A 25,876-nucleotide genomic window follows, 5' to 3' on the forward strand; every position below is an offset into this window, starting at 1 on the left:
TGATTATAGTTTAGATTAATGTAATTTTACACTGCAGCAACTATTATGTGCATGTTCTGCAACTTACAAAACTTTATAATATTAACTTAAATCAACATTGTTTTTAATATAAAAACGTAAATAACCACTTAAGCAGAAAAAAACGTACTGAATTTTTCCAATACGTTTATCAATTAAACTTTAATTATATCTCTAAATTAAAACCATCTATTTTTTATACAACTGCTTAATTTCCTCTAGTAACCTGAACTTCTTTTCCTTTGAACACAATGGCAAGCTTAATTATATTCTTTATTCCTCTATTAACAAGTTCGTCTACATATTTCATATCAGCTATTTGTTTTAAGGCAGCTTTTGTTGCCTCTTCTATTGTCGTACTTAAAAAGTCATCTATTTTCTTAAATTCCATAACAATTCCAATTTTATATATATCCTTTGGAACTAGCATTACATCATACCTTCCATATCCGCTTTCTTTGTTAGATTTAACCTCATAATTTTCTGAAAGTGATATGAGCATTCCAAGTACAAAAGCATGATATACTTTTTCAGGTTCTGTTCCTGACACATCAAAATAACTTAGATTATTAATTACAAACTGCTTAAATATTCCTGCAAAAATATCTATTTCGCCAGTTATAAGTATATTTAACATTAATTCATACTTTTGACTAGTCATAGTTTCTTGAAACCATTTTATTATTAAATTTTCATAAAATATATGAACCTCTTCATTTGGAATTTCAAGTTCACAATTTAATCTTCCTCTTATAAGTTCTGTCCTTACAGCTTTCAAATATCCGCTCAAAAGTAAAAAACTCCAGATATTTTGGTTGGAATCTTCAACTTCTGCCATGACTATAGTATCATCAATTACCTTATTTATGGATTTTCCTTCAATAAGATACTCCAGATCTAATTTTATTTCTTTATCTCCTTTTAATAGAAGCCTTTTTATAAGATCATTGCTACTGCTATTAATCCAATATGGCATAAATCCATCTCTTATATTTTTTAAATAATTTAAAACTGACCATGGATTATACATTATTTCCCCAGCAAAAACATAGCCATTGTACCATTTCTTTATACTTTCCATATCTTCTGCAGCACCAAAATAATTAACTAGTTCTTCTACTTCCTTTTGTGTAAAACCAAATTTATCATTAAAATTATATCTTAAAATAGTATTTACTTCTAAATTGTTTAGACCCGAAAAAATACTTTCCTTTGCTACTCTAAGGATACCTGTTATTAAAGATTTTTCAACATATAGATTATCTTTTAAGGCTGCTGTTAATACATTTCTTATTAGAACTATCATTTCATTGTAGTATCCTCTCAAATATCCTTCTTGTATTGGTACATCATATTCATCTATAAAAAGCATAACCTTTCTTCCATAATGCTTATTCATGTACCCCATAAGGGAGCTAATACTATTGCATAAAGAGGCTATTGAAGCTCTTCTCTCCATCATTTCCATATATTCTTTTTTATCTATTTCCGATAATTTATCACTTTTTAGCAAATAGTCATGTTCTTTATATAAGCTAGATAAAAGGAATTCAATACCATCTTTAAAATCTTCATAAGAAATATATTTTTCATTTTTAAAAGTAATGAAGATAACAGGATATTCTCCCTGAAGCTTCATTATTTCCTTTTCCTTTTCTATTTTTAAACCTTTAAATAAATCTTTAGTTTCTTCCTTAGTTCTTATGTCAAAAAAATATTTAAGCATGCTTAAATTTAATGTCTTTCCAAACCTTCTTGGTCTTGGTGTCAATATTATATCTGCTCCATTTTCTATAAATTCCTTTATTAATAAACTTTTATCTACAAAGTAGTTATTACCTTCTATTAACTTTTTAAAATCCGATGTCCCTACTTGTATATTTTTTTTCATTTAATTCACCTTCTCTCTTCATCACTTACTTTCATCAATATACTATTTCTATTATATACAATTTCATACACTATTAAAAGACGACTCATAACATGATTTATTCTTTTTACATTTCTCTCATTAATGCGAAACCTTACAAAATTGTAAGGTTTTTTAATATAAATCAATTTGTTCTTTTTCTTAATTTATATAGAATTTACTTGTCTGATACAAGTAACTCTATTTACATTTAAAACCTTTAGATTTACACAAAACATATGAATGAAAAAAACTTAAGGAGGTTATACTATGAAAAAAATTATAAGTTGTATACGAAAATTTATAATTATATTTACTTTTGTGGCCTATGTTTTCCCTATTTTCTGTTTTCCTGCAGTTAGCATATATCATTTTTTAAATGCCAAGCAAACTGTTGTTGCAAAAGATAATAACCCCAAAAATTCTATACTTTTATTAAATGAAGATAATAGAGAAACTTTAACTAAGGATAACATCGAAAATTTTGCAGATCACACTTTTAATGAACAGTTAAAGAAATTTAATGTACCTGGAGCGGTTTTTACTGTTGTTAAAGATAATAAGGTTATTTTTGAAAAAGGATATGGATATTCAGATTTAGATAAAAAAACATCTGTTGATCCTAAAACAACAGTTTTTAGATTAGCTTCAATTTCAAAACTTTTTACTGCCACAGCTGTTATGCAGCTTAAACAAAAAGGTAAAATAAATTTAAAAGAAGACGTAAATAAATATTTAAAGAATTTTAAAATTGAAAGCAAATATTCAAAACCTGTAACACTTGAAAATCTTCTAACTCACACAGCTGGTTTTGATGAAAAGTTTGTTGGTGAATCTCAAACAGAAAGTTATCTTAAGGAAAAGTCACTTAAGGATAACTTGGTATCTCATTCTCGTCCTTTAATTCGCGAGCCTGGTATAGTACCACAATATAGTAATTATGGCATGGCTGTAGCTGGCTATGCAGTTGAAAGTGTATCTGGCGTACCTTTTGCTAAGTATATGAAAAATAACTTATTAAAGCCTCTACATATGAATAATACTAGTTTCATTTTTGATAAAAAAACCTTAGCTAACCTGTCTCAAGGATATGATTATAAAAATGGAATCTATAAAAAGGTACCTTTATATGGACAAACTTTTTTACCCTCAGCAGGATTAAAATCTACAGCAGATGACATGGCTAAATTTATGATTGCACATTTAAATAATGGTACTTATGAAAATTCAACTATATTAAATAAAGACAGTATATCTGATATGCATAAAAACCATTTTCCAACAGATATGAGCATTCCTTGTATGGGTTATGGTTTCTCAGAAAATTATATAAATGGTGTAAAAGTACTAATGCATGGGGGTAGTGAATATGGCTTTCATAGTATGTTGTATTTAATACCTGGTAGCAATTTAGGATTTTTTATCTCAACGAATGGTCAAGAAGGAGGGGCTGTATGTGATATTGCATCCCAACATTTTATGAATAGGTACTATCCTAAGTCTAAATCTCAACTCACTACAAATACTGAAGCTGAATTTGAAAAAAGTAATTTTAAAAAATTTGAAGGAACTTACATGCTTACTAGATGTTCAAAAAAAGATATTGGAAAATTAATGATGTTACTGTATCCATGTGCAAAGATAAAAAGTACAAAAGATGCATTAATCGTAAAATATAACAATATAGAAAGTACTTATAAAGAAATAGAACCTTTGGTCTTCATAAATACGGAAAAAGGTGATACATTTACCTTTAAGTCAGATAAACCTGGAAATGTTTATATAATTAATTCTAGTTCTGCAACTGCCTATGAAAAAATCCAATGGTATGAAAATCCTGTATTACACAAAATAATTTTTGCGCTTTTTTCAATATTGTTTTTGTTTATGTCTATTATAATGATTTTATTGAAATCTAAGAAAAAAATCACTGAAGAACCTAAGTATTTTAAACACTATAGATATATTATATTTTCTATATCTATTCTAAATTTATTATTTTTACTTGGTATGACTAAAAGCATGCTTTCTTTATCTCCGCTTTTACCAGAGTTACCTAATATGATTAAGTATTTATTTGTTATTCCAATAATAACTACCATACTTAGCTTTGGACTGCTAATTTCAACATGTGTAAATTGGAATAAAGAAAAAAGTAATTTCAGTACAAATATACGTACTATAGTAATTTCCTGTATATTCTTGATTTTTAGTCTTTACCTAAATTATTGGAACCTTTTAGGATTCAAATTTTAATTAAAAATAAATTTCAGAAAATACTCCAATGATTTCTGAAAGACTGCGCTGCTTTCTTCTAAAATAAAATTGTGATATATTATAGTAAGATTTCCATATTATATCTAAGCTTAAAAAAGGAGGAAGCAGTTTTGTATAAGATACTTGTTATTGAAGACGATATTAAGCTAGACAATCTTATAGCCGAGTATCTTCAAAAATATAAATATGAAACTATTCATATACAAAATTTTAGAAATATAGAAATAGAATTAGAAAGATCAAAAGCTGATTTAATTCTTTTAGATATAAACTTACCCTATTATGATGGATTCCAATTATGTAAAACTCTTAGAAGAACTTCAAAAGTGCCTGTAATTATTATTTCTTCAAGGGATAGTCATGAAGAACAAATACGAGGTCTTGAATTAGGTGCAGATGACTATATTGTAAAACCTTTTAACTTTGACTTTCTACTTGCTAAAATACAGGCAGAAATAAGAAGAGTTTATGGTGAATATGCAGTTGAATCAACTATGGTTGAAAGCATTGGAGGTATTAAACTCAATAAGGATACTTTTGATCTGCTTTATAACGATATTAAAATTGAACTTAGTAAAAATGAATTCAAACTTTTAAATATACTTATAAAAAACGAAAATAAAATAGTAAGCAGAGAGGAACTTTTGGAAGAACTTTGGGATGACACTACTTTTGTAGATGATAACACTTTAACTGTTAATATAGCAAGAATAAGAAACAAACTGAAGTATTTAGATGCCAATGGAGTTATATCAACAAAACGAGGCATAGGATATATATTTCAATGTAATTGTAAGCATGAGGAATAAATATGAATAAAAAAGTATTAGTAAATTTTATAAAAGATAAACTTTCCTTTACTATTGGGTATTTTCTTAATACAATTTTAATTCTTCTTTACATTTATTTGTTAGGTGCTCAAATTGATTTATTATATCCTCTTTTACTGTCTATAATTTTATACATATTTATAATATTAAATGAATGGGTTAAGTATTATAAATTTAATAGAAATCTTAATGAGGGTATAGAAAATAGATATTTTAATTTAAATTCAAGAACAAATGAACAGAAAGAAGCTGCTAAAACTATACTTAAAATTCATGAAAATTATACAAATAAAATTAGTTCAATTTATGCACAAGACACAGAAAATAAATACTTTTTGTCTCAATGGATTCATAACATAAAAACTCCAGCTTCACTAATTGATCTTATTATACAAAAATCAACTAAATATACAAGTTTCAATCTCAAAAATGAAGTAGATATATTAAAATTATTTTTTGATATAAGGGAAGAAAATAATAAAGTTAGAAATGGTTTGGAGCAAGTTTTAAATATTAGTAGATTAAGCGATTTTTCAAAGGATTATGAACCGCAAACAGTAGACTTGATTTCATTATTAAGAGAAGTCATTAACAGTAAAAAAAGCCATTTTATCTACAACAATGTATTTCCTAAAATAGAATTTCAATATAAGAAATCACTTATTATTACAGATAAAAAGTGGAACAAATTTATACTTGAACAAATTATATCAAATTCTATTAAATATTCTGCAGTGAATAAAGAAAAAAAGTATATACATTTTAATATCTACATAAATGATAATAAAACTAAGTTAACAATTAGAGATGAGGGTGTTGGAATTCCCAGCTATGATATGAAAAGAGTTTTTGAACCATTTTTCACTGGAGAAAATGGCAGAAAAGTACATGATGCTACAGGCATAGGTTTATATATATGTAAATTAGTATCAAAAAAATTGAATCATAATATTTTCATAGAATCTGAGCTTAATGAAGGAACTACAGTTTCAATTATTTACCCGTCAAAAATTTAAATACATTGGAGTGATACAATGAAAGTTTTGTGTGCTGAAGATATTGTTAAAGTATACGGAGGAAGTTTAGAGATTAACCCTACTAATATATTAAACGGTTTAAATTTAAGTATTGAAGGTGGAGAATTTACTGCTATTATGGGACAATCAGGAAGTGGTAAAACAACTCTACTTAATATATTGTCAGGCATTGATGCTCCTAATGGTGGAACAGTAAAAATAATGAATAAATACATAACTTCCCTAAGTAAAAAAGAAAAATCTATTTTTAGACGTGAAAATTTAGGAATTATATTTCAAAACTTTAATCTCCTCGACAACATCACCCTTGCAGAAAATGCTGCTCTTCCTCTCATATTTAAAGGTGTATCAGCTTCAGATATTGATAAAAAAATAAAAGAATATTTTACACTTTTTAATATATATGACATAAGAGACAAGTATCCATATAATGTATCCATAGGGGAACAACAAAGATCAGCTGCTTGCAGGGCTTTAATAAATGATCCTTGCATTATTTTAGCAGATGAACCAACAGGCAGTCTTGACCCAAATACCTCCAAGAACTTTATGGAACATCTGCAAATGCTGAACGAAGAGAAGAAGACAACAATTCTTATGGTTACACATGATATATATGCTGCAAGCTGCTGCAAACGTGTGCTTTTTTTAAAATCCGGCAGAATATTTGCAGATATATACAGTAAGGGAGATCAAAGTGCTTTTTTCAATAGAATATTGGATACTCTAGCAGTGATTAGTGGTGAATGACATATGAATTTTAGAGAAATGCTTAAAAAAACTATAAAATTAAATTCTGATCAATATTTTGTATATATACTTTGTTTGATCCTCTCAGCTGTATTCTTCTTTGTTGAATTGACACTATATAATTCCTATGCAATAGTATCTACACAAGAAAGTATTTTTATACTGCCATCAATTGCCGTGTTTAATACAGCATTGTGGAGTATGTTTATTTATATTTCTTTTACGAAATGCAGACAAAAGGATTTCACAACATTTTTGACTTTAGGTATGACATGTAATGAACTTAAGATACTAATTCTTATAGAAAATGCTTTAATTTTTATCATATACGTTTCTGTAGGATTAACTTTAGGAATTGTATTTTCAAAAATCATTGTACTTTTCATATTTAAATTAGCAGGAATTCACACTTTTAATTTTCAAATCAAAAAAATTATTTGCATAGTTACTATTGGATACTGTGCTCTGCTTACTACCATATTCATTTTATGGACATTTAAATTTGTTGATAATGTACCATTATCAAATACATCAAATGACAGGACTTTTCATGCAGTACATTCTAAAAAAGAAAAGCTGTTAAAAACATTACTATTCACTTTAATAATAATCTATATTAACTTTAGTGAAAGAAATATAGTGGACTTTCATTTTAAATACTATATTGATTATTGTTTAATATGCATTGTGATAGTTTATATATTATCCTTAATTTTCACAAAAGTATTTATTATTTATATGAGAAAAAGCAAAAATTTTTATTATAAGAAACTTTTATTAATAAATGAAGTAGAAAGTTTTTTAAAAGATAACAAAATTACAATTTTCTTTATTGCCTTCTTAAATATCACATTTATTATTAGTCACAGAATTTATGATCTACCTAATATAAAAATGTTTTTTATTGTTTATGATTTTTTTAAAGGTTCCTCCTTTAATTTAATATATATTTTTATTGTATTATTAAGTTTTATTACTTCTGCTAATATACTATATTTTAAAATGAAAATAGATCTCTATAATTGGCAATCTAAAAAAATCAAATTATATAGCATTGGATTAATTGATGAAGAAATAAATGCCCTTCTAGTATGTAAACTTAGAATAATATTCTTTTCACATGTGTTTTTAACAGTACTTGCCAGTATTTTATATATTTACATTTTGAATATAAATATATATTTTATAGTAAACACAGTTAAAATATTAATATGTTATTTTATTATTCAATTGCTTGGATATATAATAACTAAACACAAATTAAAATTAATTTAAGTAAAATTAAAAATATAGTACCTATTATATCACTCATACACATTTCCATTCACATATTATAGAAATTCTATTTTGTTCAATCTTTGCCTTTACTGTTCCATTCATTTTTTCCATTAAACTTTTTACAATAGACAATCCAAGTCCTGTTCCTTGTCCCTTTCTTACCTTGTCCGCCATGTAAAATCTATCAAATATATGTATTTCATCTTCTTTATCAATGCTTAAGCATATATTGGATATTTTTAAAACAACCTTATCATTGTGCTTTTCTAAATTTATTTCAATATCTCTATCTGCATATTTTAAAGTATTGGAAATTAAATTGCCTATTATTCTTTCTATACTTTCCTTATCTCCCATTATAAAAACTGGATTTTCTAAAATATACACCTTAGGTTCAAATTCTTTACTCTCAAAGGCTTCATAAAATGATAATATTTCATCATGTACTATATTAGTTATATTTATTCTTTCCATATTTAACTCATAATCTTCACTTTCTATTGATGCTAATTCAAAAAAATCATTTATAAGTATGTTCAATTTATTAGCTTTATTTTTAAGTATCTTTAGCGTTTCTTCTTTATCTATTTCATCTTCCTCAAGAAGTTTTAAATATCCTATAATTGAAGTCAAAGGTGTTCTTAAATCATGAGACATATTAGATATCCCCTGCTTTAATGTGTCCTCAAATATTATTTTTTCTTGTTCATGCCTTTTATATAACTCTAAGTACTTATTAATTTCAAAAGCCAGTTCTTCTATGTACTTATCAGCTATTTCAATATTAATTTTTTTATTGCTTTTTCTATCTTTAAATTCTTTAATTTGACTTGAAATATCCCTTATTTGTTTTTTATATGAAAATAACTTAATGCACATTACTGCAGAAAATATAATTATTAAAAGCATAACCAAAATAACAACTAATAAGTACATACCTTTTCTCCTAATTTATTTAATATTTTACTTAATATCCTCATACTTTCCATATAACAAACTTCCTGCAATAGCTATAGTTAAAATTAAAATTGACGAAGCTACTCCAGCTATAATGTCCAACATAGGTGCAAATCTTCCCATTGCCCGTATTCCTCTTAAATAAGGGTGAATGTATGATATCACTACAAAAAGCTTTTTAGAAACAAGTGATGACTCAGAGAATAAATAATAAACTAAAAATAATATGATAGGTGAACTAAATGTAAAAAAACTACTTTTTGTTATTACAGCAACTACACCTATTACACTTATTGTAGCTACATTGTATATTATTCCAATACTGATCATTCTAAACAAATACATTATAGCATTAGTATCTAAAGTATCCCAAAAGCCATATTTCATTGAAGCATATATGACTAAAATTACTGTGTAAATTAATTCTAAGAATAAAGAAAACATTATAAATACTATTAATTTGCTTAATATAACTTCTTTTCTTCCATATCCATAAGTAAAACTTTTATTTATATTCTTATTTTTAAAATCTTTAGCTATAAAATCTTCAGCTAGTAAAGCAAATAGAAAACTACTAAATAATATGAATATAAATGTATACTCTATTGAATATATTCCATGCTGCAGCATTGTATTTTCTTGTATATCTCCACTCCATATCTTAATAAAAGGAATTGAAATTACTATTGATATAATTATCATTCCAATAAAATATTTACTTTTTTTTAACTTATAAAATTCTCCTCTAATTAAATTACTCATTATCCTTGCCTCCAACTAATTTAGTAAAATAGTCCTCCAATGTTTCACCCATTGTCAGTATTTCTTTAATTCCTATATTGTGCTTAGCTAATGTTAATGTAATTTTTTCTGAATCAAATTCATCATATATTCTTATGATATTGTCTGGAAAAATTTCATAATCTTTTATTCCAATTTCATCTTCTAAAATAATGGAAACATCTGAAGCATTTCTTACTTTTAAATGAAGATAAGTTTTGCATTTATTTGAAAACTCAATAGCTGTCATTTCTTTAATTAACTTTCCATTATTTATAAAGCCATATCTATTTGAAATCTGAGTAAGTTCGGATAATATGTGGCTTGATATTAAAATAGTGACTCCTCTTTCTCTATTCAGTTTAATTAAAAGTTCTCTTATTTCTTTTATTCCAATTGGATCTAATCCATTTATGGGTTCATCCAAAAGTAAAAGTTCTGGATCGCTTAAAAGTGCCATAGCAATTCCTAACCTTTGTTTCATTCCTAAAGAAAAATTCTTGGTTTTCTTTTTGCCAACATCTTCAAGACCTACTAAATTTAAAGCTTCATCAATACATTTAGTTCCAGGTATCCCCCTTTGAATCTTAATAAGTTCAAGATTTTCCCTAGCAGTCATATTAAGATAAATAGCTGGTGATTCTATTAATGTACCAATTCTTCTTCTTTCCTTTATAAGTTCTTTTTCTTCACTATGTCCAAATAATTCAACTTGTCCTTCATCAGGTATTGCAAGTCCATCAAGTACTCTAATCATCGTTGTTTTACCAGCACCATTTTTCCCTATAAAGCCATATATGTCACCCTTCTTAATATTCATAGACACATGGTCTAACACTTTATTCTTTCCATATATTTTTGTAATATTGTTAGATCTAATTGCATATTCATTCATTTTTAAGCTTCCTCCTTCTTATAAATCATGCTTTTATAATAAACAATGTTTTATAAGAAAAACTTACTAAAACATTTCAAAAGTATTAAATTTTTTAATTTTGCATCTTTTATAACAAAACATTCCTCACTGACAAACTCCACCTGAGTCTAAGAATCACTTGATTTCTATTTTCTTAATCTATATCCCATTCCCCAAACTGTTTCTATATAATCCTTACCATCACCTGCATTACATAACTTAGTTCTTAATCTGCTCACATGCACATTTATAGTGTTATATTCGCCTAAAAATTCTTCTTCCCATATACTCTCGAAAATATTGGATTTGCTGTACACCTTACTAGGATTTTTTAGTAATAACTCTAATATATCAAATTCTCTTGCAGTTAATGTTATTAATGTTTGTCCAACTTTTACTTCCTTACTTTCTATATTTAAACTAATATCTTTATATACTAAAATATTAGTTTTCTTTTCTTCACCTGTGGAAAATTCCAAATATCTTCTTAAATTAGATTTAACCCTTGCCACGACTTCATCCGGATCAAATGGCTTACAAATAAAATCATCTGCTCCTTTTTCTAATAATTCTAATTTAGTTTTCTTAGATGTCTTTGCACTTACCACAATTATTGGTGCTTTTGTGATTTCTCTGATTTTTAATATAACTTCTTCTCCATTAATTCCTGGAATCATTAAATCTAGTAAAATCATATGCCATTTTTCGTTTTCCACACGCATTAAAGCTTCTGTACCTGAAAAAGCTGGTATAACATTATATCCTTTATTTTCAAGAATACTGCAAATCAATTTATTAATATCATTTTCATCTTCAACTACTAAAATTTTAGCTCTTTTATCCATACTGTTCTCCCATTCCAATAAATATAAAATTATTTTTATTTTATAACTTACATATACATTTTATCATAGATTATTTTTACATAATTGAAAAAATTTAATAATATTCTAATCTTATTAATAAAACTAAGATTTTATCTCATATGTAATAAATGAATTTTCTACTAACCTAGGTAAATATCAATATTACCTTTAAGAATAATTTTAAAGGAATAGCTATACACTATTCCTTCGAGATCATTCTCTATATACTATTTTCACTAACTTATTGTCCTTTATATAATGACGTGGAACCCTTTTGCTTATATTGCTAGTTATTTCTTGTGGTATAGTACCTGTTAACTTTGCCATATTCTCTACTGTTGTCTTTTCACTTGAGCTTTCTCCAATTAATATTACTTCATCTGAAACTTTAATATCATCAATATCTGTTACATCACTCATACACATATCCATACAAATACGACCTACTATAGGAGCTACCTTTCCTTTTACAACAATTTCACCAACATTAGATAGTCGTCTATCATATCCATCAGCATATCCTATGCCAAGAGTAGCTATCTTGCTTGTTCTTTCTGTTCTAAAGGTTCTTCCATAACCTATATACGAACCTGCTTTAAGTTTTCTACTTGCAACAACATTGCATTTTAATGTCATAGTTGGCTTCAAATCTATAATATCATGATTAACATCTTCTGAAGGGTAATAACCATAATTTGCTATTCCTGGTCTTACTGCATCCAAATGAGTATAAGGTAAGTCTATTAATGCTGCACTATTAGCCATATGCTTTATATTAATCTTTATATCTTTCTTTTCAAGCCTTTTATAAAAATCCAAATATCTTTTAAATTGCTTATTGCTGTAACTTTTATCTTTTTCATCTGCCGTTGAAAAATGTGAATACAGCCCTTCAATTATTATATTAGGCAATTGACTTATTTTATATATATCCTCTACACTTTGGGTTGTTGGTAAAAATCCTATTCTTCCCATACCAGTATCCACATTTATATGAATCTTTACATTTTTATTTAGTTTCTTAGCCACTTTGGATAACTTCTTTGCATAATCATAAGAAAGCACAGTTACTTCTAATTCATTGTTTATTATATCTTCGGCATTATTATGACTAATATCCTTACCATACTTTAAAGGAGTGTATCCAAAAATGAGAATAGGTGCCTTAATACCACTTTTTCTCAATTGTAATGCTTCTGAAAGAAGTGCTACTGCCAGCCTATCTGCTCCATTTTCAAGTAATATAGGAGCTAACTCTACAGCTCCATGTCCATAGGCATCAGCTTTAACTACACTTATTATTTCTTTACTTTTAGCAACTCTTCTTATTTCTCTAATATTATGAATTACATTATCTATATTTATTTCTACCCATTCAGGATTGAAATACTTAAACATAAATATCACCCACTTTTTATTCTTTAGTTATTATCTATATATTCTCTTAAAATATAAGTGGTGAATATTTATATTATTGTGTACTTTATATTTTTTTCTTGATAGCCCTTCTAATTCGTTTTATTCCTTCTTCAATTTGTTCAACACTAAGATGTCCATATCCTAAACTAATCTTATTATTATGCCTTCCCTTATGAATAGCATATTTTTCAACTGGATATACTTTTACTTTTTCCTTATAAATTTTTTTCAATATATCTTCTGTAAATAAAATGTTTTTAAACTGTGTAACTAAATGTAGCCCAGCAGCCTCTCCTTCTATTGTATATTCACCTGCAAAATTATAATTTAAACTTTTTATTAGTGCCTGACGCTTTTTACAGTACTCCTTTTTCATTTTTAAAATATGTCTTTCAAGTTTTCCTTCATTAATAAATTTTGCAAGCACAAGTTGTGATATGGATTCAGTATGTACATCTGAGTACATTTTTAAATTTAAATACTCAGGTATTAATGCTTCAGGTAGCAAAATGTATCCAAGCCTTAAAGCTGGTGCTAAAATTTTACTAAAAGAACCCATATATATTACTCTATTAGGATTTAACTCATAAAGTGAGCTTATTGGCTGACCTTCATAACGAAATTCACTATCATAATCATCTTCAATAATATAGCAATCTTTTTTCTCAGCAAATTTAATAAGTTCAATACGTCTTTGAATAGGAAGTACACCTCCCAGTGGAAATTGGTGCGAAGGTGTAACATAAACAAATCCTACGTCATTTTCTGTTTTAATCATATCTGTCCTTATACCTTTATTATCAACTGGAACAGGATTTATTAAGTATCCACAAGATGAAATAACCTTTAATAATCCATAATGAACAGGGTCTTCCACAATAGCTTCCTTTTCTCTATTATATAATAAGTTTGATATCAAAGATAATCCTTGTGTGGAACCTGAAACAATCATTATTTGTTGTGGCTTACAGTTAATTCCTCTCATTCTAAAAAGATATTTTGAAAGTGCTTGTCTCAATTCCATTTCTCCTTCTGTATTACAATATCCGAAACTTGAAAAAGGTATATCTCTGTATACCTTATTAAACAATCTTCCCCATTCTTTCTTAGGGAACATTTCAAGCGCAGGAATGCCTGAACGAAATTTAATTACGTTATCATCATCCTCATATTTAAAGCTTTTAAAATGTTCTTCCACCTTTTTATCTATCTTAAAATTAATACCTTTTGATACAGTAGTACCCGATCCGCTTTTGCTTTCAACATACCCTTCTGCCATAAGCTGTGCATAAGCTTCTAGCACAACATTTCTAGACACTTTTAAATTTTGTGAAAGCCATCTAGTAGAAGGTAGCTTTTCTCCAGCTAATATTTTTTGTTCCAATATCATTGATTTAATTTGTTGATAAATCTGTCTTATGAGGGAGATCTCCATATTTTTATCAATATTCAACCACATAATTCAACATCTCCTAATCAAGTGGTTCTACTATATTTTGTATAAAGTGGATCTATTTAAACCACTTTATATCTGTTAAGATTATAGCATACATAATATGAATTTATAATAAAACTGTAAGGAGTGTTGCAAATTGCTGACTAAATCTGAAGATTTCAAAAAAGCTTATCCTGATGCTAAATTAGGAATCCTTGTAATGAATGATGTAAAAAACTTGAATACGAACCCAGAATTTATTAAAACTAAATTATTATTAAAAGAACAATTATTAACACAATATAAAAATTATGATAGAAAAGATTTTGTTAAATCTGAACCTATGTGCTATTACAAAAATTATTATAAAAAGTTTAAAAAAACTTATCCCGTTTTACTTCAATTAGAATCAGTGGTGTTAAAATCAAATCCTATACCTAATGTTTCTACTATAGTTGAAGCTATGTTCATAGCAGAATTAAAAAACTTGCTTTTAACTGCAGCACATGATCTTGATAAAATTGAAGTACCTATTCAATTGAATTTAACCCATGGAACTGAAAGTTTTATTGGCATTTCTAGCAAGGAACAATTTACTGCTGCAAATGATATGATGCTATCAGATCAAAAAGGTATTATATCTAGTATCCTAAATGGACCTGATTATAGAACCAGAATTACAAACGATACAAAAAATGTGCTTTTTTGTGTCTATGCTCCTACTGGTATCAACGATATTACTATACATAACCATTTAAATGACATTATTAAATATGTTTCTATTTTTTCTCCTAATGCAAAAGTTCATTCACTTAACATATTCTAGAAAATCTTAACAATATTAAAGGGGGATAATTAAATTGGAAAAGAAAAATATATTAGTATTGACTGGAAGTCCAAGAAAAAATGGAAATAGCGATAGAATGGCTGATGCCTTTATAAAGGGAGCACTATCAGTAGGCCATAAAGTTGTAAAATTTGAAACAGCAAGAAAAAAAATTCATGGCTGTAAAGCTTGTGGAACTTGCTGGATTAAAGGAAAACCTTGCTCTTTTCAAGATGATTTTGATGAACTTATACCTTCATTAGAATCAGCAGATATGTTAGTAATTTGCACGCCTTTGTATTGGTTTAGTTTTCCTACATATATCAAAGCTGCCATTGATAAGATGAATGCTTATTTGAAAGAAAATTGTAAACACCATTTAAAAATCAAAGAGAGCATATTGCTTACATGTGGTGCAGATGAAGGAATGAAAATATTTGATGGAATAATAATAACATATAAACAAATTGTAAGCTATATGAATTGGAAAAATAGAGGAGTACTAACAGTACCAAATGTTAAAGAAAAAGGTGATATTGAAAAAACAGATGTACTTTGGAAAGCAGAAGAGTTAGGAAAGTCCATATAAAAAACTTTTTACCTATATTTCACAAATAATTATTGTATAGATCATATTTAAAGGTTGTAAATTGTTTAAATTTAAGATATTATTTATAAATACATACTTATAATTACATTACAATGAGGAAGTGAATATGATGGATAATAAAAAATTAAAAATTGTTGTAACTGGAGATATATGCATAAATTCGCTGCAGTGGATAACAGAACCACAAAATAATAAAGGTTTAAACTGGGAAACTCATTTAAACGTACATAGTATATTAAAATCAGGTGAATCATTACTTTTGGCAAAACTTATGGCATTAGCTGTAGATGCAGATATACATTCACCTAAAATAGATGATATTGAAGCAAGTTTATCAAAGGATTTTCTACGTTCAATAGCTGAATTAGATCTTTTTCCTGCATATGCTGATAAAAAAAGTGATGACAAAGTATATAGAATAAAACGATTTTTAGGATTTACTGGTCCACTAAGTGATACTCCAAAGCTACTTCCCATAAATAATGATGATGCTAATACTGATATAGTTGTAATAGATGATGAAAATAATGGTTTCAATTCTAATGATGAATTTTGGCCCTTAGCATTAAAGACACATGAAAAATCTCCAATAGTTTTATATAAAATGAATAATCCTATTGGAACTAGTATCCTTTGGAAACAATTAGAAGAAGCTCATATTGAAAAAACTATAGTTATCATAAATGGAGATGATTTGCGTTCAAAGGGAGTTAATATAAGTAAAAGCCTTTCTTGGGAAAAAACAGCACAAGAATTTTTATGGCAAATTCATAACAATCCTAATCTTGCTTTTCTAGCTAATTGTCATCACCTTATAGTTCCTTTAGGCCTTGAAGGTGCTATTTATTATAGAGATGAAGGAATAAATGAAGCTTATCTATACTTTATACCTTATGAATTTGAAGGAAGTTCTTTTAAAGATAATCAAGGTAAAATGTACGGGCTTACCTCTTGTTTTGTTGCTGGACTTACTCGCAGTATTGCCTTAGGAATGTATAATAAGGAAGAATTATCTTCATTAATATCAGAAGGAATACATGAAGGAATTGTTGCTGCACAAAAATACTTTGTAAGTGGTTTTGGAAAAAATGTTGAAAAATTCCAATTTCCTAATCCTTCAATATTCATTGAAGATGAAAATGACTTTATATATAAGGATTTAATCCAAGATGTAAAAATACCTGATAAGGAAAATAACAACTATTGGTATATACTTAGTGATAAAAGTTCTGCTAATCTAGCTGAAATAGCATATAATATAGTAAAAAATGGAGTTAAAAATGTACTTAATTCTATACCCATTGCACAATTTGGAAATTTACAAACTGTAGATAGAACAGAAATCGAAAGTTATAGAAGTATTAAAAACCTTATGTGTGAATATATTTCAAAGAAAAATGTTGTTAGACCTCTTTCCATATCTGTATTCGGAACTCCAGGTTCAGGAAAGTCCTTTGGTATAACAGAAATAGCTGACAGTATTGCACCAGAGTTAATTGAAAAACTAGATTTCAATTTATCTCAATTTAGAAGTCCACTAGATTTAATCAGTTCTTTTCATAAAATGAGAGATTTTTCATTAAAGGGTAAAATTCCACTAGTATTCTTTGATGAATTTGATTCTACTTTTGAAGGAAAATTAGGATGGTTAAAATACTTTTTAGCACCTATGCAGGATGGAATATTTAGAGATGGAGATTCTGTACATCCTATAGGAAAAGCTATATTTGTATTTGCTGGTGGAACAAGCAGTACTTTTAAGGAATTTATTGGTGAAGATATAAAGGAAGAAAATGAAAAGAAAAATTTCTTTATAGACTTTAAAGGTGCAAAAGGACCTGACTTTACAAGTAGGTTAAGAGGATATGTAAATATTTTAGGACCAAATCAAACAAATGAAAAAGATCAATTGTTTATAATTAGAAGAGCAATGCTTCTACGTTCTTTACTTGAAAGAAAAGTTCCTCATCTTATAAATGATGACGGAGAAGCTCAAATTGATAATGGTGTATTAAGAGCTTTATTAAAAATTAAAAGGTATAAACACGAATCAAGATCCATGGAAGCAATACTGGAAATGAGTATGTTAACTAATGCTAAAATTTGGGAACAATGTGACTTACCTTCTAAAGAACAACTTAAATTACACGTAGATGAAGAACAATTTTTAAGGCACTTAATGCAAGATGCTTTTTATGGAGAAAAAATTGAAAATCTTGCAATAGCTATTCATAATAAATATAGAATACTTAATGAAGAAAATACAAATATGGATCTCATAGATTTCCTTGTACCATGGGAAAAACTTAATGAAGAACTTAGAAATTCTAATCGTGAACAAGCTATGCATATTCCAAATTCACTGCTTAAAATTAACTATGACATCATTTCTGTTAAGAAAAGTCCAGGATATATCCAATTTACAGAAAGTGAATTAGAAATTTTGGCCAAGGATGAACATAAGCGTTGGTGTCGTTATAGGAAAAGAAATGGATGGAAATACGGAGAAGTTAAAAATAATAAGGAAAAAACTGATCCAGCCATTGTCTCTTGGAGTAATTTATCACAAGAAAGAAAAAATAAAGTATACCAGATGGTTAATATTTGGCCAGAAATATTGGCAAAATCAAATTTCAAGTTAGAAAGATTAAAATTTTTAGGTAATACTAACGTTTAATTTTAAAAAGGCACTATACCATTATTCAAATTGTGGATAATGGTATAGTGCTTTTTTAATTGTAGCTTATATCTTAAATTTGCTAAATATTTTTTCTAATTCTACTGCCATTTCAGACAATACTTCTGCAGCATTTGCAACTTCCTTCATAAGTGCACTTTGTTCTTCAGTAGATGCTGCTATATTCTGAGTACCCTCTGAAGATTTCTTTGTTATTTTAATATTTCCAATCATTTTCTGACTACTGGTTATATCTCCAGTAGTCACTCCTAAAAATTGTTTATTTTCATCGTAAAAAGGTGCTGAAACTGTTACCATAGTAATCTTTGAAGTTTCATCATACTATGGTTTTGACCACACTACAGTTTTATTTGAATTCTTCGCTATAGTATACCATTCTTGACTTGGATAGTTGTATTGTTCTGTAGAATACTCATCTGTATACACTATTTTACCATTATTTTCATGTACGTAAGGTCCAAAATATTTTATATTACTTTTATACTTATAATGTAAATTTCTTTATTTGTTGTATAATATATATTTTATTTACTTATTATTGCTATTTCACACTTTTATAGGCCTTTTAATATAAAAAATAAATGTGTTGGCTTTAAAATCTATATTTTATATACCAACACATTTATTCTATATAAGTTCTTCTAAGACTCAGACAAGTTAAATATCTAAATGATATTTTATAAGCTTGCCAGATAAGAGGTATTGCTCATATACAAACTCCACCTTAATCTAAAAATCACTACTTTATAACACAATTTATGCTTTTAACCTGCAGCAATGTGGTCATATCCAGCAGTTATTGTGTCTTCAATAGATTCATTACTATATTCCTTGCATAATAATGCTCTAATATATCCTCTGTCCTTGCTTGTTGATTCAATATAAAATCCTCTACCATAATAAAATCTAACAAGTGATAGCATTCTTGAAGCAGTATGAAGATATAAATTTGTGACTCCTGCTTCCTTCATTTCAGTATCTACTGCATTCATCAAAATTTTACCTATACCTCTATTTTGAAAGTCTTCTTTAACAGCAAATCTACTTAGATAAGCAGTTTTATCTGACTTTATTTCAACTCTTACACTTCCAACAAGAGCTCCATCCACAATTCCTACAAGCATAACCTTATTGTTTATTTCTTTTTCTAAGCTCTCATAACTTTCATTAAGCTGACTAACAAGTTCTGTTATACCAGCCCTTTCTGCATACATTTTAAAAGCTTCCTTAGACACCTCTTTTATTTGAGGAATATCCTCAAAAGTAGCTCTTCTAACTACAAAGGCCATATTTTTCATCGATCTACCCCCAGTTCATATTTGTTAAAATAAAAAAATCAACCACCATATGTGGTAATACTTATAATTTATTTATGTATAATTATACAATTATGTGATTAAAAATTCAATATTTATTTTAAAAAAATTTATTTCAGCTTTCACAGTTTAAAAAATGCGAAGCCTTGCCTCGCATTACGTCTGTATCAAGTTCCACAAAAGGTTCTATAGACACAATTTCTTTTCTTAGGAAGTTTAGCATACTCATCCTGCTTTACAGAATATTCAAATGGACTTGAAAGAACATCATTGAGCTTTTCCATTACACTATAATCTCCATTTATTGCAGCTTCCAATGCATCTTCTACTGTATGATTTCGTGGAATTATTGCAGGATTACTATTTTTCATTAACTCATAGGAAGATTCCCTTGGCTCATTTTGTCTATTCAACCTTGCCAGCCACATTTCGTGCCACTTAACAAATTCTTCAGTATCAAATATCATCATATCATCAAATTTATTAAGAGTTAATGCACGAAATGTATTTGTATAATCTGCGCCATATTTCTCCATTATGCTAAGTAGTTTACCAATAAGAGCTTCATCCTCTACTTCTATATTAAATATTCCAAGTTTTTTCCTCATTCCAGTTATCCAATTATTATGATATAAATCATCAAAGTTTGAAAGAGCATCCTTTACTAATTTTATAGCCAACTTCTCATTATCACTAATAAGTGGAAGTAATGCTTCAGCTAATCTAGATAAATTCCACGCAGCAATATTAGGCTGGTTACCATAGGAATATCTTCCATAAACATCAATGGAACTAAACACTGTTTCTGGATTATAGCTGTCCATAAAAGCACAAGGCCCATAATCAATGGTTTCTCCACTAATAGTCATATTATCTGTATTCATAACTCCATGAATAAAGCCAACTAATTGCCATTTAGCAATTAATGAAGCTTGACTCTTAATTATTTTCTTAAGCATAGAAAAATAGCAATCTTCATCATTATAAATCTCTGGAAAATGTCTTTTTAATGTATAATCAGCTAGTACTCTAAGTTCTTCCACACTACACCAGTTTGAAACATATTGAAAAGTACCTACTCGCAAGTGGCTAGCAGCTACACGTGTTAGGATTGCACCAATCTCTTCTTTTTCACGAAATACTGTTTCACCAGTTGTAACTACTGCTAAACTTCGAGTTGTAGGAATATTAAGTCCATACATTGCTTCACTTATGATATATTCTCTAAGCATAGGTCCAAGTGCTGCTCTTCCATCTCCTCCGCGAGAATATGGTGTTCTACCTGAACCTTTAAGTTGAATATCAAATCGTTGTCCGTTTGCAGTAATTTGTTCACCAAGCAGCAAGGCCCGGCCATCTCCAAGCATTGTAAAATGTCCAAATTGATGTCCTGCATAAGCTTGAGCAATAGGTACAGCTCCTTCAGGAATTTCATTTCCAGAAAATATAGCTGCATCATCATTATCTTTTAGTTTTTCAAAGTTAAATCCCAAAAACTTTGCAAGTGGACGATTGAGAATGATTAACTTTGGTGAAGATACAGGTTTTGGATTAAGCCTTGTAAAAAATGATTGTGGCAATTGTGCATAACTATTGTCTAAGTTCCATCCTGCTTTTGCTTCTATTTTCGTTTCTGTTATCATATCTCTCTTTTCCTCCTATCTCTACTAACAGCTGCCTTAAAATTCATTGATATAAAAATAGTAAATCCATTTTTAGTGTCCTCTTCTTCTAATCTTATTATGCGTTTATGAATTTTATTTTCTTTAACAATTTTACTCTTTACTTTATATGAAAAAACTGTATTTTAAAATGCAAAATTCATACAATAATGACTTAAATACTTTTCTTCCAAACAAGGTAATTTAAATATCTATAAAGGATTATGTATATAAAAAAGGTCCTTTTTTTTTAAATATATTAAATTTTAAAGATATTCTCCAAAATTAAACAATGTTTTATAATAAAAATTTATTACTATTTAATTTTATATTATAATAAAATATTGTATTCAACTATATTATTTTGATATAATTAAGAAAAAAATCAAGAATTTTATCTAAGTTTAGAATTGTCTCAACAAGGAGGATAATATGATTAACATTAAATGCGAAGAAGTCTTAAAATTAATTTCCCAAATAGAAACGGAAATAATTTCCTCTGGAATAATGTTCCTATTTATTGAAAATCGCACAATTAAATGGAAAGTGGCTTCTCAAAGGTTTGATATGGCTATCTTTAAAGAAGGTGGCACTGTATCTGAAACTGCCATTGCTGTAAGAGCAATGAATGAAGGAAAAATTTTGAATGAAAAAATACCTAGAGAAAAATATGGACAAAGATTAATTACTGTTGCAATACCACTTATCGATGATTCAGGTACACCAGCAGGTGCATTTTCTATTGTACTACCAAGACTCCATCCTGTTGCTAGTAGCTTTCCCAACTTTTCACCTATAGTTGCAGAACTATTTCCAGAAGGAGCATTCCTATATATATCTGATTTAAATAAAATAGCATTTGTTCAAGGCTCTAAAAAGTTTACTTTACCTAATATGCATGTAGGTTATGAATTAAAGGAAACAGATATCGCATATCAAACTATTCACTCTGGAAAAGCTCAAGTAAGAGAAATAGATTCAGAACGTTATGGTGTTCCCGTTTATGTAGCAAATCATCCATTATATGATGAAGATACAGGTAAAAATATAGTAGCAACCCTTGGTGTTGTAGTTCCTAAAAGTGCTTCCAGCAAGTTGAAAGGCATTGCCGGAAATTTATCAACGAGCTTAAATGGCATAGCTGCGACTGTTGAGCAGTTGGCTGCCAGTGCAACAAATATACATGAAAATGGACAAAATTTATACAATCATATAAGTTCTGTTAGTGAAGTTTTAGAAAAAATAAATACTATCTCTGAATTTATTTCCTCAGTAGCCAACCAATCAAATATGCTTGGACTTAATGCTTCAATAGAAGCCGCACGTGCTGGAGAAATCGGACGAGGTTTTTCAGTTGTAGCTAATGAAATCAGACAACTATCCATCCAATCAAAAGAAACTGTACCTCAAATTAAAATATTAACTGAAGAGATAAAAAATAAAATAAATGAAATTGATAAAGAAAGTAGTGAATCCTTAGCAGCAAGTGAAGAACAAGCTTCTGCTACAGAAGAAATTTCTGCTAGTGTTGAAGAATTATCAGCCATGGCAAATGAATTAGAGAATATTGCGAAAGACTTATAAAACAAAGTTTCTAGGAAATCATAAAGGAATTATTTTTTTAAAATTATAGGTAAGGAAATTTACTTTTAAAGCCTTCAGTTTAATTAGTTGATACTGAAGGCTTTAGTATTTAATTAATCTCTAAAACAGTAAGTAACTGCAAATTTTACTTATTCATACTATTTAATGCTTTCCATAATTATATCTTCATATCTAACTATTGAAAGAGGACTAATTCTTACTCCTGCAATACCTTCCCTTGCAGCGCAAACAATTTGAGGATGATGTAAAAATATCCATGGAGCATCCTTTACTATTATTTTCTGCAAATCTTTATATATTTCTATTCTTCTATGAGGATTTATTACTTTTTTAGCTTTATTCATCATATTTGTTACTTCAGAGTTATTATACCCAGTAAAATCCGTAACATTTGCTGGATTAAATAATGGTTGAAGGAAATTATCAACATCTCCAGTATCTGAAATCCATCTACTTATAAATAAATCAACTTTATTAATTGAATCAGCCATTAGATATTTATCTAAACTTACCTTTTCTAGAATGCACTCAACTCCTATACTTTTTAAATCATTTATAATAAATTGTGTTATTCTATTATAAGTAGATTCACTACTTTCATCTCTGACTAGGACTTTAAATTTTTCATTTCCTACTAGTTGGTGCTTTTTATTTAAAATTTTCCTTGCCAACGTAGGATCATATCCTAAATCTTCTAAATATCCATTATCAATCATATCTGGAGGTATAGGCCCCCTAGCTTCTTTTCCAAGTCCACCTAAAACTTCGTCAATAATTTTCTTTTTATTAATTGCTAAATTGAAAGCATGTCTAATTTCATTGTCTCTTACAAAAATAGATTTAGATCTTAAATTGAATCCTGCATAATAAGTTGCCATAATACTTTTATATTCAATATTTGAAATTTTAGCCTTTGATAATTCATCCATTTGTTCTTTATTATCTACTGTTATAAAATCACACTGTTTATTAATAAATCTATCAGCAGCTTGCCTACCTTCAAATTCTACAATAATTTTATCTACATATGCCATCCCACCAAAATAATCTTTAAATGAAGTTAATATACATTTATCATTTTCTATACTTTCTATAATGTATGGCCCACAACCTGTAAACTTTCCTTTTTCGATGTCTTCTCTAGGCAATATACAACAAGTATAATGACCCAAACCAAGTAAAAATCCACTATATGGACTTTTAAGTTTAATAGAAACTCTGTATTTATCAAGTATTTTTATTCCCTTTACTTCTCTAGCCGATCCATTTAAGTATTCTTCGGCACCCTCAATTTGTTCTAAAATCCAAGCATTAGGAGATTTCAAAGAAGGACTTAATAATCTCTCATAAGAATACTTTACATCTTCCGCAGTTATTTCTCTTCCATTGTGAAACTTAGCACCTTTTCTTAAATTGAATATCCACGTTAAACTATCCTCTTTAACATACCAACTCTTAGCAATTCCTGGAGTAATCTCACCTGTTGAACTTATCAATAATAATCCACCATGAACATTATATAAAATTTGACTAGTTTGTGCATCAAGAACAAATTGTGGATCATATCCTACTGGAACTCCAGATAAAAAGGTTTTAATTACCGATTCATTTTTATCTTCTCCTTTAATTTTTCCAAGAAGTTTATTTGATATACTTTGAAGATCTTTTGACACATTAGAAAGAACATCTAAAGCAGTTTTTGTATACTGAGTATTTAACGATGTCGTTTCTATCATTTCCATAACTTTTTCAGAAGTTTTGTTCATTTCTTCTGTTGAACTAATAATACCCTCTAAGCTTTCTGTTTGTTTCGAAACCGCAGTATTGATTTCTTCTGCTACATTACTAGTAGTACCAACAGCACTTATTATATTATTAAATACTTCTTTAGTATTATTGGCAATTTCATTTCCTTCCTGCACCTTGCCCATACTTTTATCCATAGCATCTATGGTTTTATCTATACTAAAATTTATTTCATTAATTGTACTTGAGATCTGCTCTGCTGATTCTGAACTTCTTTGAGCTAGCTCTTTAACTTCCTGAGCAACTACTGCAAAGCCCTTACCAGCTTCTCCAGCTCTTGCTGCTTCAATAGATGCATTTAAAGATAATAAATTTGTATTATCAGCTATATCTTTTATAATTATAAGCATCTCATTTATATGCTTTGACTTTAAGCTTAAATCGTTTACAACTTCTTTAACAACTTTAACTGACATCTCAATATCACTCATAGCTTGTATAGAGTTATCTACTGCTTTATTACCTTCTTTAGCTATACTCATTGTTTTTTCTGCTATTTGTCTTGAATTTTCAGTGCTCGCAAAAACTTCCTCTGCTAAAGCAGAATAGTTATTTACTTCATTTACAACCTTTTCTATAGATTCCATTTGCACTTCTACATTTTCAGTAATATTTTGTGTTAACGATATCAAATTTTCAGTCACAAAATCAGTTTCTTTGATTTTTTCACTTATTCTTGTCACTATGCACTGTTGATTACGCTTTAATAAATTTAATTCACATGTTTGATTTATATTATCGTCCGTTTGTTTAATATCTTCTTCAGTCAATTTTCGCTTATTTTTTCTCCACCCTAACATCATGTTTTCCCTCCATTTGTTGATGTAAAAATAAAAGTTTACATGAAAATTATACCATGAAATATACTCAAATATTCAAGTA

General features: G+C 28.1%; 19 protein-coding genes and 1 pseudogene. 9 read left to right on the top strand and 11 right to left on the bottom strand.

Features of this window, described 5'->3' with window-relative positions:
* Window positions 1–226: 226 nt before the first annotated feature.
* Complete coding sequence (locus tag EG57_RS0216045) at window positions 227–1,909, bottom strand: AAA family ATPase (RefSeq protein ID WP_032078202.1); 1,683 nt, start codon at window positions 1,907–1,909, stop codon at window positions 227–229.
* A gap of 288 nt (window positions 1,910–2,197) precedes the next feature.
* Between EG57_RS0216045 and EG57_RS0216050 the strand changes: the two genes are divergently transcribed.
* The 5 genes from EG57_RS0216050 to EG57_RS0216070 all read left to right on the top strand — a co-directional run bounded on the left by EG57_RS0216050 (window position 2,198) and on the right by EG57_RS0216070 (window position 8,096).
* The gene (locus tag EG57_RS0216050) at window positions 2,198–4,183 is read left to right on the top strand and encodes a serine hydrolase domain-containing protein (RefSeq protein ID WP_032078203.1); all 1,986 of its coding nucleotides are present in this window, start codon (window positions 2,198–2,200) and stop codon (window positions 4,181–4,183) included.
* A gap of 131 nt (window positions 4,184–4,314) precedes the next feature.
* Window positions 4,315–5,013: a response regulator transcription factor gene (locus EG57_RS0216055; protein WP_032078204.1), complete on the top strand. Its 699-nt coding sequence runs from the start codon at window positions 4,315–4,317 to the stop codon at window positions 5,011–5,013.
* A gap of 2 nt (window positions 5,014–5,015) precedes the next feature.
* Window positions 5,016–6,050 (top strand): sensor histidine kinase, encoded by a 1,035-nt coding sequence (locus EG57_RS0216060; RefSeq protein ID WP_032078205.1) that lies wholly within the window; start codon window positions 5,016–5,018, stop codon window positions 6,048–6,050.
* Window positions 6,051–6,068: 18 nt separating this feature from the next.
* Window positions 6,069–6,821: an ABC transporter ATP-binding protein gene (locus EG57_RS0216065; RefSeq protein ID WP_032078206.1), complete on the top strand. Its 753-nt coding sequence runs from the start codon at window positions 6,069–6,071 to the stop codon at window positions 6,819–6,821.
* A gap of 3 nt (window positions 6,822–6,824) precedes the next feature.
* Entirely contained in the window at window positions 6,825–8,096 is a 1,272-nt protein-coding gene (locus tag EG57_RS0216070) for a hypothetical protein (protein WP_032078207.1), read from the top strand.
* Window positions 8,097–8,129: 33 nt separating this feature from the next.
* Here the strand turns inward: EG57_RS0216070 and EG57_RS0216075 are convergent, their stop codons facing one another.
* The 6 genes from EG57_RS0216075 to pdxR all read right to left on the bottom strand — a co-directional run bounded on the left by EG57_RS0216075 (window position 8,130) and on the right by pdxR (window position 14,496).
* Window positions 8,130–9,035: a sensor histidine kinase gene (locus tag EG57_RS0216075; RefSeq protein WP_032078208.1), complete on the bottom strand. Its 906-nt coding sequence runs from the start codon at window positions 9,033–9,035 to the stop codon at window positions 8,130–8,132.
* A 27-nt stretch (window positions 9,036–9,062) separates the two neighbouring features.
* Window positions 9,063–9,818, bottom strand: a complete 756-nt coding sequence (locus tag EG57_RS0216080; protein WP_032078209.1) for an ABC transporter permease — start codon at window positions 9,816–9,818, stop codon at window positions 9,063–9,065.
* On the bottom strand, window positions 9,811–10,731 hold the full coding sequence (locus EG57_RS0216085; RefSeq protein WP_032078210.1) for an ATP-binding cassette domain-containing protein: 921 nt from the start codon (window positions 10,729–10,731) through the stop codon (window positions 9,811–9,813). Before EG57_RS0216085 ends, EG57_RS0216080 begins: the two co-directional genes overlap by 8 nt.
* A 167-nt stretch (window positions 10,732–10,898) precedes the next feature.
* Window positions 10,899–11,597, bottom strand: coding sequence for a response regulator transcription factor (locus tag EG57_RS0216090; RefSeq protein ID WP_032078211.1), 699 nt, complete (start codon window positions 11,595–11,597; stop codon window positions 10,899–10,901).
* A 234-nt stretch (window positions 11,598–11,831) separates the two neighbouring features.
* Window positions 11,832–13,016 carry an alanine racemase gene (gene alr, locus EG57_RS0216095; protein WP_032078212.1) on the bottom strand — a complete coding sequence of 395 codons (1,185 nt, stop codon included), beginning with the start codon at window positions 13,014–13,016 and terminating at the stop codon, window positions 11,832–11,834.
* 85 nt (window positions 13,017–13,101) lie between these two features.
* Complete coding sequence (gene pdxR / locus EG57_RS0216100) at window positions 13,102–14,496, bottom strand: MocR-like pyridoxine biosynthesis transcription factor PdxR (RefSeq protein WP_032078213.1); 1,395 nt, start codon at window positions 14,494–14,496, stop codon at window positions 13,102–13,104.
* 133 nt (window positions 14,497–14,629) lie between these two features.
* Here pdxR and EG57_RS0216105 point away from each other — a divergent pair, with 133 nt between their 5' ends.
* The 3 genes from EG57_RS0216105 to EG57_RS0216115 all read left to right on the top strand — a co-directional run bounded on the left by EG57_RS0216105 (window position 14,630) and on the right by EG57_RS0216115 (window position 18,585).
* Window positions 14,630–15,298, top strand: a complete 669-nt coding sequence (locus EG57_RS0216105) for a phenylalanine--tRNA ligase beta subunit-related protein (RefSeq protein ID WP_032078214.1) — start codon at window positions 14,630–14,632, stop codon at window positions 15,296–15,298.
* A gap of 34 nt (window positions 15,299–15,332) precedes the next feature.
* Window positions 15,333–15,887, top strand: coding sequence for a flavodoxin family protein (locus EG57_RS0216110; protein WP_032078215.1), 555 nt, complete (start codon window positions 15,333–15,335; stop codon window positions 15,885–15,887).
* A gap of 130 nt (window positions 15,888–16,017) precedes the next feature.
* The gene (locus EG57_RS0216115; protein WP_032078216.1) at window positions 16,018–18,585 is read left to right on the top strand and encodes a RyR domain-containing protein; all 2,568 of its coding nucleotides are present in this window, start codon (window positions 16,018–16,020) and stop codon (window positions 18,583–18,585) included.
* A 66-nt stretch (window positions 18,586–18,651) separates the two neighbouring features.
* Here EG57_RS0216115 and EG57_RS27485 read toward each other — a convergent pair.
* The 3 genes and pseudogenes from EG57_RS27485 to EG57_RS0216130 all read right to left on the bottom strand — a co-directional run.
* Window positions 18,652–19,080 (bottom strand): annotated as a pseudogene (locus EG57_RS27485) (cache domain-containing protein); the annotation flags it as partial.
* 290 nt (window positions 19,081–19,370) lie between these two features.
* Window positions 19,371–19,904, bottom strand: a complete 534-nt coding sequence (locus tag EG57_RS0216125) for a GNAT family N-acetyltransferase (protein WP_032078218.1) — start codon at window positions 19,902–19,904, stop codon at window positions 19,371–19,373.
* 185 nt (window positions 19,905–20,089) lie between these two features.
* Window positions 20,090–21,562 carry a protein adenylyltransferase SelO gene (locus tag EG57_RS0216130; RefSeq protein ID WP_200880569.1) on the bottom strand — a complete coding sequence of 491 codons (1,473 nt, stop codon included), beginning with the start codon at window positions 21,560–21,562 and terminating at the stop codon, window positions 20,090–20,092.
* 453 nt (window positions 21,563–22,015) lie between these two features.
* Between EG57_RS0216130 and EG57_RS0216135 the strand changes: the two genes are divergently transcribed.
* Window positions 22,016–23,167, top strand: a complete 1,152-nt coding sequence (locus tag EG57_RS0216135) for a methyl-accepting chemotaxis protein (protein ID WP_032078220.1) — start codon at window positions 22,016–22,018, stop codon at window positions 23,165–23,167.
* Window positions 23,168–23,325: 158 nt separating this feature from the next.
* On the opposite strand, the gene EG57_RS0216140 is transcribed toward EG57_RS0216135, so the two are convergent.
* Window positions 23,326–25,794 carry an ABC transporter substrate-binding protein gene (locus EG57_RS0216140; RefSeq protein WP_032078268.1) on the bottom strand — a complete coding sequence of 823 codons (2,469 nt, stop codon included), beginning with the start codon at window positions 25,792–25,794 and terminating at the stop codon, window positions 23,326–23,328.
* Window positions 25,795–25,876 lie beyond the last annotated feature (82 nt).

Origin of the sequence: Clostridium drakei, assembly GCF_000633595.2 — a bacterium.
GTDB classification, from domain to species: Bacteria; Bacillota; Clostridia; order Clostridiales; family Clostridiaceae; genus Clostridium_AM; species Clostridium_AM drakei.

Excerpts from the sequence above, each read along its gene's own strand:
- EG57_RS0216125 (WP_032078218.1), bottom strand. The coding sequence starts at position 19,904 with ATGAAAAATATGGCCTTTGTAGTTAGAAGAGCTACTTTTGAGGATATT.
- EG57_RS0216090 (WP_032078211.1), bottom strand. The coding sequence starts at position 11,597 with ATGGATAAAAGAGCTAAAATTTTAGTAGTTGAAGATGAAAATGATATT.
- EG57_RS0216050 (WP_032078203.1), top strand. The coding sequence starts at position 2,198 with ATGAAAAAAATTATAAGTTGTATACGAAAATTTATAATTATATTTACT.
- EG57_RS0216070 (WP_032078207.1), top strand. The coding sequence starts at position 6,825 with ATGAATTTTAGAGAAATGCTTAAAAAAACTATAAAATTAAATTCTGAT.
- pdxR (WP_032078213.1), bottom strand. The coding sequence starts at position 14,496 with ATGTGGTTGAATATTGATAAAAATATGGAGATCTCCCTCATAAGACAG.
- EG57_RS0216045 (WP_032078202.1), bottom strand. The coding sequence starts at position 1,909 with ATGAAAAAAAATATACAAGTAGGGACATCGGATTTTAAAAAGTTAATA.
- alr (WP_032078212.1), bottom strand. The coding sequence starts at position 13,016 with ATGTTTAAGTATTTCAATCCTGAATGGGTAGAAATAAATATAGATAAT.
- EG57_RS0216080 (WP_032078209.1), bottom strand. The coding sequence starts at position 9,818 with ATGAGTAATTTAATTAGAGGAGAATTTTATAAGTTAAAAAAAAGTAAA.
- EG57_RS0216060 (WP_032078205.1), top strand. The coding sequence starts at position 5,016 with ATGAATAAAAAAGTATTAGTAAATTTTATAAAAGATAAACTTTCCTTT.
- EG57_RS0216135 (WP_032078220.1), top strand. The coding sequence starts at position 22,016 with ATGATTAACATTAAATGCGAAGAAGTCTTAAAATTAATTTCCCAAATA.
- EG57_RS0216085 (WP_032078210.1), bottom strand. The coding sequence starts at position 10,731 with ATGAATGAATATGCAATTAGATCTAACAATATTACAAAAATATATGGA.
- EG57_RS0216075 (WP_032078208.1), bottom strand. The coding sequence starts at position 9,035 with ATGTACTTATTAGTTGTTATTTTGGTTATGCTTTTAATAATTATATTT.
- EG57_RS0216140 (WP_032078268.1), bottom strand. The coding sequence starts at position 25,794 with ATGTTAGGGTGGAGAAAAAATAAGCGAAAATTGACTGAAGAAGATATT.
- EG57_RS0216065 (WP_032078206.1), top strand. The coding sequence starts at position 6,069 with ATGAAAGTTTTGTGTGCTGAAGATATTGTTAAAGTATACGGAGGAAGT.
- EG57_RS0216115 (WP_032078216.1), top strand. The coding sequence starts at position 16,018 with ATGGATAATAAAAAATTAAAAATTGTTGTAACTGGAGATATATGCATA.